Source organism: Streptomyces sp. NPDC058291 (genome assembly GCF_042880855.1).
In the GTDB taxonomy this organism is placed as follows: Bacteria; Actinomycetota; Actinomycetes; order Streptomycetales; family Streptomycetaceae; genus Streptomyces.
Window position 1 is genome coordinate 37,868 of the sequence record NZ_JBHVYK010000008.1, and the last position, 11,364, is coordinate 49,231.

Here is an 11,364-nt window from a genome sequence, read left to right on the forward strand (position 1 = left end):
ATCGTCGGCCGCCACTCGTCCAGGCCTGTGCTCCTCAACTACGGTCTTCTCCATGACCACTGCCGCGACCGGTACGAACGCTGCTCCTGCCGCCCCCGCCTCCGCACCGTCCGCCTCCGCCGCGCCCCCCGCCTCCCCCGCGTCTCCCCTCGTTCCCGCCTCCGCCTCCGTCCCCGCCGCCGCTGCCGCCGAGCGGGGTGTCGGTCCGCTGCTGCGGGCCTGGCGGGAGCGCCGGCGGATGAGCCAGCTGGAGCTGGCGCTGAGCGCCGATTCCTCGGCCCGGCACATCAGCTTCGTCGAGACGGGCCGGTCCCGGCCGAGCGAGGAGATGGTGTTACGACTGGCCGCACGGCTGGACGTGCCCGTGCGGGAGCGCAACGCCCTGCTCCTGGCCGCCGGTTACGCCCCGCGCTACCCGCAGACCCCGTTGGACGACGCCGCACTGGACGTGGTGCGCACGGGCCTGGAGCGGCTGATCCGGGGCTACGAGCCGTATCCGGCGCTGGTGATGGACGCGCGGTACGACGTGGTGGCGGCCAACCGGGGCGTCATGATGCTGCTGGAGGGCGTGCCGGAGGCCCTGCTCACGCCGCCGCTCAACGCGATGCGCCTCACCCTGCACCCGCAGGGTCTCGCACCGCGCATCCGCAACCTGCGCGAGTGGCGCGGCCACCTGCTGGCGCAGATGGAACGCCAGATCGCGCTGTACCGTTCGGCGCCGCTGCGGGAGCTGTACGACGAGGTCGCCGCCTACCCCGTGGCCGAGAGCGCCGCTGCGGACGTTCCTTCGGAGCCCGTTCCGTACTTCGCGTTGCCGATGCGGATCGAGCACGAGGGGCGGATCCTCTCCTTCATCTCGTCCGTGTCCACCTTCAACACCCCCATGGACGTGACCGTCGCCGAGCTGGCCGTCGAGACGTTCCTCCCGGCCGACCCCGCGACTGTCAAATACCTCCACATGTCGTCCGGTTGACGTGCCGGCAGGCGGAGTCCGCGAGGAATGGACGGCTCCGTTCCCGTGAGTCGGACGCCGGAACGTGACACACTGGCCCGTGTGCCCGAACGTGTAGGGGAGACGTGGCGTGAGTGAACGGCGGCCCGCACCCACGGTGGGCCAGGTGGTGCTCGGCAGGCGACTGCAGGAGCTGCGTGAGGCGGCCGGCCTCAGCCGTGAGGAGGCGGCCCGCGCCCTGCGCGTGGCCCCGGCGACGGTGCGGCGCATGGAGACGGCCGACGTCGCGCTCAAGATCCCCTATGTGCAGGTGCTGCTGGAGGCGTACGGCGTCCCCGAGGCCGAGACCGAGGCGTTCGTCTCACTCACCGAGGAGGCGAACCGGCCCGGCTGGTGGCAGCGCTATCACGACGTGCTGCCGGAGTGGTTCAGCCTCTATGTGAGCCTGGAGGGCGCGGCCCGGCTGATCCGTTCGTACGAGCCGCACTTCGTGCCCGGGCTGCTCCAGACGGAGGACTACGCGCGGGCCGTGCTGGAGGCGGGCACCGTCGGGCGGACGACCCCGCAGGCGATCGAGCGGCACGTGTCGCTGCGCATGGCGCGTCAGCGACTGCTGGAGGGCGAGGACCCGCCTCACCTGTGGGTGGTGATGGACGAGACGGTGCTGCGCCGGCCGGTGAGCGTGGACGTCGCCGTGATGTCCGAACAGATCGACAAGCTGATGGAGTTCGCCGAGCGCGACCGGGTCACTCTGCAGATCTCCGAGTTCGCGGCCGGCCCGCATCCGGGGACGTCCGCGCCGTTCTCGCTGTTCCGTTTCGCGGAGCCCGAGCTGCCCGACATGGTCGTCACCGAGTATCTGACGGGCGCGCTGTATCTCGACGACCGCAAGGAGGTCTCCGCGCATCTGGAGGTCCTCGACCACATGACGACGCACGCCGCGTCCGCGCTGCACACCAAGAAGATCCTGCGCGACGTCCGCGCCGGCCTCTGAACGTCTCCCCTGTCCCGGACCGACTCTCCAGGGGCAGACCGGGTGGCCGGTCGGCGGGCGGGTGCGGGCCGTGCACGACCCACCCGTCGTGTGATCCGCTCCTTGGCATCGGTGACCTTGAGTGGACGGTTCTTCACGGTCGGTGCGGCGGGGGAAGCGGGCAGGGTCAAGAGGTACGTCGTGTCGCCGCACGGGGTTCGCGGCGCCCATCCCGACACCGGGTCCGCCCTGCCCCGCGGGGCAGGGCGGCGCGGGGCAGGGCGGCGCGGGGCAGGGCGGCGCGGGGCAGGGCGGCGCGGGTGGAGATCGCTCCGGGCCCCTACGAGGAACAGCTCACCGTCCGCGACGAGGTCGAGCTGGTCGCGCTCGGCGAGCCCGGCTCGGTGGTGGCGACCCGGCCGCGGGGCCCGGTGCTCGACGCCCTCGGGTCGGTCGTGGTGCGAGGTCTCGTGCTCATCGGCCGCGACGCCGACGCCGGTGTCGTCGACTGCCAGGCGGGCACCCTCGTCCTGGACCGGGTGGAGGTACGGGCGCCCGGCGGGGTGTGCGTCCAAGTGCGGCCGCCCCGCGGCCGCCACCCTGACGGGCAGTCGGTTCCGTTAGGGACGCGTGGTGTTCGCCGGTTCCGCCGGGCAGGCGATCAGGGGTCTCAGCGGCCTGGTGTGATCCAGCGGCCTGGTCCGGCCCTCGCCCTGTCCCGGCCCGGCCGGCGGCGGTGGGCGTCCGGACCGACGCGGGTCGCCGACCCGCAGGTGCCGGTCCGGTCCGTCCCCGGTCGTCTCCGGTCGGCGTCGCCGAATGCTGCCCGGGGACCGACGAGCGCCGGCCGCACCGCCGCGGGCGCGCCGTTAGGCGGATCGTCCGCCCCGCGGGCACGCCGTAGGCGGATCGTCCGCCGCGGGCGCTTCGCGGGGCCGCCGGTGCGGGCGCGGTCGGCGGTGCGGTGGCGGGTTCGCTCAGGCGAGCTTGGCCGAGAGAGTGATCGGGACGGCCTTGAGGGCCTGGCTGACGGGGCAGTTGACCTTGGCCTGTTCGGCGGCGGCGAGGAAGGCCTCCTCGTCGAGGCCGGGGACGGTGCCCTCGACGGTCAGGTGGATGCCGGTGATGCCCTCGCCCGGCTGGAAGGTGACGTCGGCCGAGGTGACCAGCTTGGCGGGCGGGGTGCCGGCGCCGGCCAGGGCGTGCGAGAAGGCCATGGAGAAGCAGCTGGAGTGGGCGGCCGCGATCAGTTCCTCGGGGCTGGTCTTGCCGTTCGCCTCCTGGGTGCGGGCGGCCCACGTCACGGGCTGCTGGTCGATGGCGCCCGAGGAGTCGAAGGTGACGACCCCGTTGCCCTCGATCAGGTTGCCTTCCCAGACGGTGTGTGCGGAGCGCGTGGTGGCCACGGTTCTTCCTTTCGCGTGGGTTTCCCGTCGGGGGACGGGTTTTCCGTCCCCCCATCCGATCACACTCTCGCTCACCGCACCCGGAACACCGGCTCCCGAGCCGTGGACGGCAGCCGGCGTCCCTGCGGGATCCGTGAGGTTCCTGATGCGGGTCGAGGCACGGGCGGGGCCACGGCGGCGGGAGCCGCGGGCGCGGCCGGCGTCCCTGCGGGATCCGTGAGGTTCCGGGTGCGGGTCGGGGCCCGGGCGGGGCCGCGGCGGCGGGAGCCGCGGGCGCGGCCGGCTGTCAGGCGACGTGCTCCTGCGGCGCGGTCTCCAGCGGCACCTCGGGTCCGTTGGACTCGCGCAGCCAGCGCCGCAGCACGCGGTGCACGTGCTCCGCTCCGACCGGCTCCGCGCCGGCGTCGTCCGGCGCGGACAGGGTGAGCGGGGAGAGGAGGAACGGCCGGGCCTGGGCGCCGCCGAGGCCGCCGTGGGAGCCGATCTGCTCCTCAAAGGCGAGGACCTCGCCGTCGGCCGGGTCGTGGAAGGAGTTGACCATGATGTCGGCGGTGTGCGGGAAGGAGTGGGTGCGGCGCACGGCGTCGGCCGCGCCCGGCCCGAAGGCGGCCAGCGGGCCCGGGTCGTCGTCGAGCCGGTCGAGGGGTATCTCCGCGCCGTACGCGCCGAGGACGACCCCGCCGTGCCGCTCGCTGCGCACCAGGAGGAAGCCGACGCCGGGGTGGTTGGCGAGCGTCGACAGCAGCGCGGGGTGGCGGGCGTCGATCTCCTCCTTGCTCATCCGGTGCGGCACGTCCGGGAAGGAGACGAGGCCGAGGTTGCCCGAGGCGAGCACGATCGGCTCCGAGCGGCGGTCGGCCGGGCGGTGCCGTCGGCCGCCCTCCTCCACGGGCCGGCGCAGCGCCGCGCGGACGGCCGCTCGGGCCTCGGCGCCGCTGTGGGTGCGCTCGGCCCTGCGCGGCACCGGCAGCCCGCAGCCGGCCCGGACCAGGTTGCCGAGGGTGAGGCCGTAGCGGGCGTGGAACGTTTCGCCCGGGCTCTGGCCGTGGTCGGACAGCACGACGATCCGGTAGGGGCGCGGGGCGTGTTCGGCGACGCTCTCGATCAGCGCGAGCGCCCGGTCGAGCCGGCCGAGGACCTGCTCGGTGTCACGGCCCAGCGGGCCGGAGTGGTGCGCGACCTCGTCGTAGGCCACCAGGTCGGCGTAGACGGCGGTGCGGCCGACCAGCATGTCGCCCGTCACGGCCGCGACCACGACGTCGCGTTCGACGACGGTCGCGAAGGCGCGCACGAGCGGATAGAGGCCGCCGCGTCCCACCCGCGGGCGCTCCTTGCGCAGGCGGGCGCGGGTGGACTGGGCGATCTCGCGGACGACCTCGGCGACGAACGACAGGGCCGTGCGCACCGCGTTGGCCGGGTCGGAGAAGTACGTGAAGTAGCCGTCCCGCGACCGGGTCTCCCGGCTGCGCCGGCGCGCGGCGATGGACAGCACGAGCGCCTGCTCGTCGGCCCCGCCGCCGAAGAGGTTGCCGCGGCTGGCGCCGTCGGCGGACAGCAGGCCGCCGTCACCGGTGCGTTCGACCGCACGGCGCTGGAGTTCGGCGGCGCTGGTGGGGCGGTTGCAGACCATCACCTCCCCGGTGTCCTTCTCGTACCAGCGGAAGGCGGGCACGTCGTGGTTGCTGCCGTGCAGGATGCCCAGTTGGCTCGCACCGGTCTGGCTGGACCAGTCGGTGCGCCAAGGGGTCAGCCGGTGGGTGGCGCCGTGGTCGGCGTCCGGGGCGCCGCCCGGTCCGGGGTCGCTGCCCAGCCATCGGGCGACGGTCGGCATCAGCCCCTTGCGCACGGCCGTCTCCAGCACGTCGTGGCCGACGCCGTCGAGCTGGAGGAAGACGGTGCCGGGCGTGCCGGGACAGGCGGGACCGCCTCTTCGGCGGCGGTCGGCCAGCCGGTACAGACGGCGGCGGTAGGCGTCGTCGTCGCGGACGGCCAGGGCGCCACCGGTCGCGGAGGCCACGGCGGACATCACGGCGGCGACGATGACGGCCGTCTCGGGCGCCGCCTCGCTCTGCCCCGACGGGTTCAGCCGCAGGGCGAGCAACAGCAGCGAGCCGTTGAGGAAGAACACGAGCAGTCCCAGCACGAGCGCCGGCACCAGCAGCAGCAGACGGACCAGCAGCGGCCAGACCAGGGCCGACAGCACGCCGAACACCCCGGCGCCGACGGCCGCGGTCACCGCGATGGTGGTGGAGCTGTCGCCGTCGGCGGACTGCAGCCGGAAGTCCGGCAGTATCCCGGCCAGCACCAGCATCGTCAGCGTGGACACGCCCCACACCGCGACGCTGCGCCCGGCCTGGCTGAAGGCCCGCCGCCACCGCACCCCACGCACGCCCCGTACACCTCGCGTTCCGGCCCCACGCCCGTCGGGGGGCGTCGTCCACCCTGTCATACCGCCGTCGGGGGCGCGGTCGGGGTCAGCGTCCGTCGTAGCCGGCCGTCGGCATCGACAGCCTGCGGTGCACGCGGGCCTTCATCTGCGCGTCGTAGGCGGGCTCGGCGCTGCCGACCGTCTCCACCCGCACCCCGCGACGCGCGCACTCCGCGGAGAACTCCTCGACGGAGGACAGCGCGCTCTCCAGCACCCGGCGGCTCGGCGCGACGAACAGGTCGGCCCCCGGCCGGACGCCGTCCCACAGCACGCAGTGGTCGGCGCGCACTCCGCGCACCAGCAGTTCCCGGCCGACGACGTATCCGCGCTCCGCCGCCCACCGCGCGCACATCGCGTGCTGACTGCGCGAGTCCACCAGGAAGGGATCGGCGTCCAGTTCCTCGAGCGGCGTCAGACTCGCGATCGCCGTGACCCGCATGACCCGCACCGGTCCCATGGCGTCCCCCTCACCTCCGGGTTTCGCCGCCGACCCTACTCCTGCCCGTAGGCTTCGGGGGAGTCGCGCGAAGGAGGCAAAGAGGTGCCGGTGGAGATCACGTGGTGGGGTCACGCGACCTGCACGGTCGAGGATTCGGACGTGCGTGTGCTCACCGACCCCCTGTTCGCCCGCCGGCTGGCGCATCTGCGCCGCCGCCGGGGCGCCGTGCCCCCGCCCGAGGCCTGGCAGGCGGACGTGGCGCTCGTCTCCCACCTGCACGCCGATCATCTGCACGTGCCCTCGCTGGCGCGCCTAGCGCCGGGCACGCGCCTGCTGGTGCCCCGGGGCGCTCCGCGCGCCGTGCCGGGACTGCGCCGGCTGCGCCACCTGCTGGTCAGCGAGGTGTCGCCGGGCGACGAGACGGTCGTCGGCGACGTGCTCGTACGGGCCGTGCCCGCGCGGCACGACGGGCGCCGGCTGCCGGTCGGCCGGCACCGCTCCCCCGCGCTGGGCTATGTGATCGAGGGCCGGGCACGGACCTATTTCGCCGGGGACACCGGCCTGTTCGAGGAGATGGCCGAGGAAGTGGGGCCGGTCGACGCGGCGTTGCTGCCGGTGGGCGGCTGGGGTCCGAATCTCGGCGAGGGGCATCTGGACGCGGGGCGCGCGGCCGAGGCTCTGCGCCGGCTGGCGCCGGGCAGCGCCGTGCCGGTGCACTACGGGACGTACTGGCCGATCGGCATGGACGCCGTGCGCCCCCATGAGTTCCATGCTCCCGGCGAGGAGTTCGTGCGCCTGGCGGCGAAGCGTGCGCCGGGGGTCGCGGTGCACCGGCTCGGGCACGGGGAGAGCGTGCGCCTGAAGGCCGCCCGGTGACGGTCCTGGCCGCCGCGGCCTCGACCGTCATACCGACGCAGGCCACGCAACAGGCGCTCGGCTATCCCTCGCTGTTCCTGCTGGTGCTGATCGGGGCGCTGGTGCCGGTCGTGCCGACGGGGGCCCTGGTGAGCACGGCGGCGGTGGTCGCTTTCCACCAGAAGGCGCCCTTCTCCCTGGCGCTGGTGTTCGTGACGGCGTCCCTGGCCGCGTTCTGCGGCGACGCGGCGCTGTACTGGCTGGGGCGGCGCGGGATGCGGTCGAAGAACGGCTCGCGCTGGTTGGAGGCGATCCGCTCGCGCGCGCCCGAGGAGCGGCTGGAGCAGGCGCAGGGCAAGCTGGCCGACCACAACGTGGCCGTTCTGGTGCTGTCCCGGCTGGTGCCGGCGGGCCGGATACCGGTGATGCTGGCCTGTCTGCTGGCCGAGTGGCCGCTGCGCCGCTTCGTGCGGGGCAATCTGCCCGCGTGTCTGGCGTGGGCGGTGACCTATCAGCTGATCGGGATCCTGGGCGGCTCGCTGTTCCCCGAGCCCTGGGAGGGCGTGGTCGCCGCGGTCGTGCTCACCGTGGCCGTCGGCGGGGCCCCGAGCCTGTGGCGCCGGCTGCGGCGCACCCGCACTGCCTGAGCCCGCGTCGGATCGCCCGCCCCCGGGCGGCGTCCGGGCGGCGTTGCCCCCAGGCCGAGGCCGCGTCCCCGGGACGGCCGGCTCGGCGGGGGTCACTCCAGGACGCGTGAACCGCCCACCGGCAGGTCCCACAGGTCGTCCCGCCGCAGGCCCGCCTTCTCCCAGGCCGCGCGGACGCGCGTGAGGGGTTCGAGCACCGGCTCCGCCGACAGCACGAACGTGCCCCAGTGCATCGGGGCCATCCGGCGGGCGCCGAGGTCGAGGGCCGCGCGGACCGCCTCCTCCGGGTCGCAGTGGACGTCCCTCAGCCACCAGCGCGGGTCGTAGGCCCCGATGGGCAGCAGGGCCAGGTCGATGCCCGGGTAGCGCTGCCCGATGCGGGAGAACCAGTGGCCGTAGCCGGTGTCCCCGGCGAAGTGGACGCGCCGTCCGTCGGGGGCGGTGAGCATCCAGCCGCCCCACAGGGTGCGACAGGTGTCGACGAGGCTGCGCTTGGACCAGTGGTGCGCGGGCACGAAGTCGAAGCGCACGCCGGACAGTTCGGCCGCCTCCCACCAGTCCAGCTCGGTGACGCGGGTGAACCGGCGGCGCAGGAACCAGCGGCCGAGCCCGGCCGGCACGAACACCGGTGTGTCGCGCGGGAGTCGGCGCAGCGTGGGGGCGTCCAGGTGGTCGTAATGGTTGTGGCTGATGACGACGGCGTCGACGCGCGGCAGCTCCTCCCAGGGGACGCCCACGGGGGTGATGCGGGCCGGTGTTCCGAGGATGCGGCGGGACCAGACCGGGTCGGTCAGGACGGTGAGGCCGCCGATGCTCACGACCCAACTGGCGTGCCCCGCCCAGGCGACGGCGATCGTGCGGGCGTCCACGCGGGGCGGCGGGGCGGGCGCGACCGGCAGTCGGGGGATGTCCGCGAGCCCTTCCCTGCCGGGCCGTACCGAGCCTTCGCGGGCGAACCGGGCGAGGGCTTTGAAGTCGGGCAGCGGGGACGTCAGCCGGTCGTGGAAGCTGCGCGGCCACACCCGCCGCTCCCCCAGCGGACGGGGCCCGGCGAGCGGCGGGGCGGGCGACGACAGGGGGGCCGGTGCGTCGTGGTCGCGGGCGGCGAGCGGGCCGACGGCGGGCGTGGGCTCGCGTGCGGCGACCGTGTCGGCGGTGGTCTCGGACTGCTGCGTCATCGAGGAGGCTCCCATCGCTGAGCGTCGTCACGGAGGCCGTCGAGGACGGACCTCACCAGCGTCAACGCGCGTTGCACGTGTGGCAGTTCCCACGGGGTGGGTGACGTGAGGCATTCCGTGCGCTGCGCGTCGGTGCCGTCCAGGAGCATGCCGGTGGACAGCCGGACCCGCAGGGCGCCGAGGTCGTCCCCGAAGCGGTGGCCGCCCGGCGCGGGCATGCCGAGCCGGGCGGAGAGGAAGTCCTCCAGTTCCTGGGCGTCGCCGACCCCGTGCGCGGACAGCGCCTCGCGCAGCGGGCTCAGATCGGCGTACAGGTGACGGCCGGCCCTGGGCGGCAGGGCCAGGCCGCCCGCGCCGACCACGGCGCGGTGCAGGGCGTCGGCCACGCGCGCGTGCAGGCGTACGGCGGCGGCCACGCGCGCGGTGACGGGCTCCGGCTCGGCCAGGGCGTAGGCGGCAGCGGCGGCCACCGGGGCGGCCACGCGCGCGTCGAGGGCGGTGAGCACGTCGAGCACGCGCGCGTGCAGGCCGTCGCCGGCCGCGGAGGCCGGGAAGCGGGCGATCGCGGCCGGCCAGCCCGCGGGCAGCAGGGCGCCGGCCAGATCGCTGACGACGGTGACCTGCCCGGGAAGCATCTCGGCGGGGCTGACCAGCACGGTCTCGTGCGGGGAGTGCAGCGTGTCGCGCCACGTCTCGTCGCTGACCAGGTGCAGACCCTCGCCCGCGGCGGCCTCCACGGCCTCGTGCAGCACCTCGGGCGGCGCGACGGTCGCGGTGGGGTCGTCCGCGACGGACAGCACCAGCAGCCGCGGGTCGCCGCCCTCGGCGCGCATCCGGCGCACGGTTTCCAGCAGGGCGTAGGGGTCCGGCACGCCGCCGCACTCGGCGGGCGTCGCCACATGGAAGACGGGCCGTCCCAGCAGGCGCGCGTACGGCGCCCACCAGGCCGCGCAGGGCCGGGGCACCAGCACGTCGCCGCCGAGGGCGGCGGTCAGGGCGAGCAGCAGGGCGGGGGCGCCGGGGCCGGCCGCCACCCGGCCCGGGTGGGCGGGGGCGCCGCGCCGGGACCAGTAGCCGCGGGCGGCGTCGAGCAGGGCGGGGCCCCCGCCGACCGGTTCGCCCTCGGCGCGGCCGGCCGCCCGGGCGAGCACCGAGGCGAGTTCGGGAAGCACCGGCAGTCCGTCCGAGAGGGGCGGCGGGCCGTAGCGGACGGGACCGTGGCCGTGCGCGGAGCCCTCCTCCCGGACCGGTCCACGGTCCTCGCCCCGGACCGGTTCGTCGTCCCCGTGGTGAGGGGGTTCCTGGCGCCGGCCGGGCCCGCGGTCGTGGACGGGGCCGTGGTCCCCCGGTTCCGTCCGTCGCATCCGACCTCCGCGCAGTCCTTCCCTGGCGCCGTCGTCGGCGCGCTGTGCCGTCCCGGCCGCGGGACGGCGTCGCGGGACGTTGGTGCGTGACGTCTCCTACGGGGCTCGGCGCTCGCCGGGGGGCCGGGCCCGCGTACGAGGCGGATCGTGCCCGCGGCTGCCGAGTACCCGGTGGGTCCACGCTCCATGACCGGACGTTCGCGTTGCGCCGGTCACATGGCGGGGGCCGGGCCGTCCGTCCGGCGCGGTCAGGCCTCACCGGCGGAAGAGCGGCGGCGCAGCCGGTGCACGGCGGCGCCCACCGCGCCGGCGATCAGCAGTCCGCCGCCCACCAGGGCGGGCGCCGAGTCGGTGAAGGCGCCCCCCTCGCCGGCCTGTACGCCGTGGTCGACGGTCGCCGGGCCGCAGGAGGCGCCGTCCGACGGGACGGTGTGCCGCTGCGGCTCCGGCCGGGCGCACGGCTGGGCGGTGGGGCAGGCTTCGGGGTGCGGCTGGGAGGCGCCCGGGGCCTGGGGGCACGACCGGCCGGTGGCGCAGGACGCGCCGCCGGTCGGCGCGGCGCACGGCTGCTCCTGACCGCGCGCGACCTCCAGGGTGGCGCTCCAGGGCTTGCCCTGGCCGCCGGGCGCGGCCGGACAGGTGCCGTCGACGGTCCAGGCGGCGTCCGCCCCGACCGCGTCCGGGCTCGCCTCCAGGTCGGCGGCGGGGGTGATGTGGGCGGTGCCCCGGTAGGCGGCACCGGCTTGCGCGTCGTCGCCCGGGACCTTGCTCAGTTTGACGGTGCCCTCGGCGAAGGCCTGCGAGGTGGCGTCGAGACTCTCCGGCGCCGAGGCGGCGAGGGGTCCGCAGGCGACGGACACGCTGACGCTGTCGCCGGGGGCGACGCTCCCCGGACTGACCTCCGCCGCCGGGTCCGCGGAGGCGGCCGGAGCGACGGCGACCAGGACGGCGCCGGCCACGGCGAGGGCGGAGAGGAAGTGGGCGGTGCGACCCATGGGACGGCTCCTTCGGCCGGTGGCGGCGGGACGGGGCGTCACCGCCCCACCGCCATCACAGCCCGGGGGCGCCCGGAGCGCGCGCGGCCGGACGCCATTGGCGGGACGGACGCCCCCAAGCGGGTGA

10 protein-coding genes are annotated in these 11,364 nt (G+C 75.6%); 4 read left to right on the forward strand and 6 right to left on the reverse strand.

Features of this window, described 5'->3' with window-relative positions; all coding sequences use genetic code 11:
- Positions 1 to 52 precede the first annotated feature (52 nt).
- Positions 53 to 973, forward strand: coding sequence for a helix-turn-helix domain-containing protein (locus ACFVYK_RS06055; protein WP_389769096.1), 921 nt, complete (start codon positions 53 to 55; stop codon positions 971 to 973).
- Positions 974 to 1,082: 109 nt separating this feature from the next.
- A complete protein-coding gene (locus ACFVYK_RS06060) occupies positions 1,083 to 1,946 on the forward strand; it encodes a helix-turn-helix domain-containing protein (RefSeq protein WP_389769099.1) in 864 nt (287 codons plus the stop codon).
- Between the two features lie 956 nt (positions 1,947 to 2,902).
- On the opposite strand, the gene ACFVYK_RS06065 is transcribed toward ACFVYK_RS06060, so the two are convergent.
- From ACFVYK_RS06065 to ACFVYK_RS06075, 3 genes are all read right to left on the reverse strand, one after another.
- Positions 2,903 to 3,331, reverse strand: a complete 429-nt coding sequence (locus tag ACFVYK_RS06065; protein WP_389769102.1) for an OsmC family protein — start codon at positions 3,329 to 3,331, stop codon at positions 2,903 to 2,905.
- 286 nt (positions 3,332 to 3,617) lie between these two features.
- Positions 3,618 to 5,780, reverse strand: a complete 2,163-nt coding sequence (locus ACFVYK_RS06070; RefSeq protein WP_389769105.1) for a phage holin family protein — start codon at positions 5,778 to 5,780, stop codon at positions 3,618 to 3,620.
- Positions 5,781 to 5,805: 25 nt separating this feature from the next.
- Positions 5,806 to 6,216: a hypothetical protein gene (locus tag ACFVYK_RS06075; protein WP_389769107.1), complete on the reverse strand. Its 411-nt coding sequence runs from the start codon at positions 6,214 to 6,216 to the stop codon at positions 5,806 to 5,808.
- A gap of 84 nt (positions 6,217 to 6,300) precedes the next feature.
- Here ACFVYK_RS06075 and ACFVYK_RS06080 point away from each other — a divergent pair, with 84 nt between their 5' ends.
- Positions 6,301 to 7,074: an MBL fold metallo-hydrolase gene (locus tag ACFVYK_RS06080; protein WP_389769109.1), complete on the forward strand. Its 774-nt coding sequence runs from the start codon at positions 6,301 to 6,303 to the stop codon at positions 7,072 to 7,074.
- Positions 7,071 to 7,700: a DedA family protein gene (locus tag ACFVYK_RS06085; protein ID WP_389769111.1), complete on the forward strand. Its 630-nt coding sequence runs from the start codon at positions 7,071 to 7,073 to the stop codon at positions 7,698 to 7,700. Before ACFVYK_RS06080 ends, ACFVYK_RS06085 begins: the two co-directional genes overlap by 4 nt.
- Positions 7,701 to 7,792: 92 nt before the next feature.
- Here the strand turns inward: ACFVYK_RS06085 and ACFVYK_RS06090 are convergent, their stop codons facing one another.
- The 3 genes from ACFVYK_RS06090 to ACFVYK_RS06100 form a co-directional block, all read right to left on the reverse strand.
- Positions 7,793 to 8,878 carry an MBL fold metallo-hydrolase gene (locus ACFVYK_RS06090; protein WP_389769114.1) on the reverse strand — a complete coding sequence of 362 codons (1,086 nt, stop codon included), beginning with the start codon at positions 8,876 to 8,878 and terminating at the stop codon, positions 7,793 to 7,795.
- A complete protein-coding gene (locus ACFVYK_RS06095) occupies positions 8,875 to 10,242 on the reverse strand; it encodes an aminotransferase class I/II-fold pyridoxal phosphate-dependent enzyme (protein ID WP_389769117.1) in 1,368 nt (455 codons plus the stop codon). Before ACFVYK_RS06095 ends, ACFVYK_RS06090 begins: the two co-directional genes overlap by 4 nt.
- Before the next feature lie 248 nt (positions 10,243 to 10,490).
- Complete coding sequence (locus ACFVYK_RS06100) at positions 10,491 to 11,237, reverse strand: hypothetical protein (protein WP_389769120.1); 747 nt, start codon at positions 11,235 to 11,237, stop codon at positions 10,491 to 10,493.
- Between the last annotated feature and the right edge of the window lie 127 nt (positions 11,238 to 11,364).

Bases quoted from the DNA above. Each gene is read 5' to 3' on its own strand.
- ACFVYK_RS06075 (WP_389769107.1), bottom strand. From the start codon at position 6,216: ATGGGACCGGTGCGGGTCATGCGGGTCACGGCGATCGCGAGTCTGACG.
- ACFVYK_RS06070 (WP_389769105.1), bottom strand. From the start codon at position 5,780: ATGACAGGGTGGACGACGCCCCCCGACGGGCGTGGGGCCGGAACGCGA.
- ACFVYK_RS06100 (WP_389769120.1), bottom strand. From the start codon at position 11,237: ATGGGTCGCACCGCCCACTTCCTCTCCGCCCTCGCCGTGGCCGGCGCC.
- ACFVYK_RS06095 (WP_389769117.1), bottom strand. From the start codon at position 10,242: ATGCGACGGACGGAACCGGGGGACCACGGCCCCGTCCACGACCGCGGG.
- ACFVYK_RS06055 (WP_389769096.1), top strand. From the start codon at position 53: ATGACCACTGCCGCGACCGGTACGAACGCTGCTCCTGCCGCCCCCGCC.
- ACFVYK_RS06090 (WP_389769114.1), bottom strand. From the start codon at position 8,878: ATGACGCAGCAGTCCGAGACCACCGCCGACACGGTCGCCGCACGCGAG.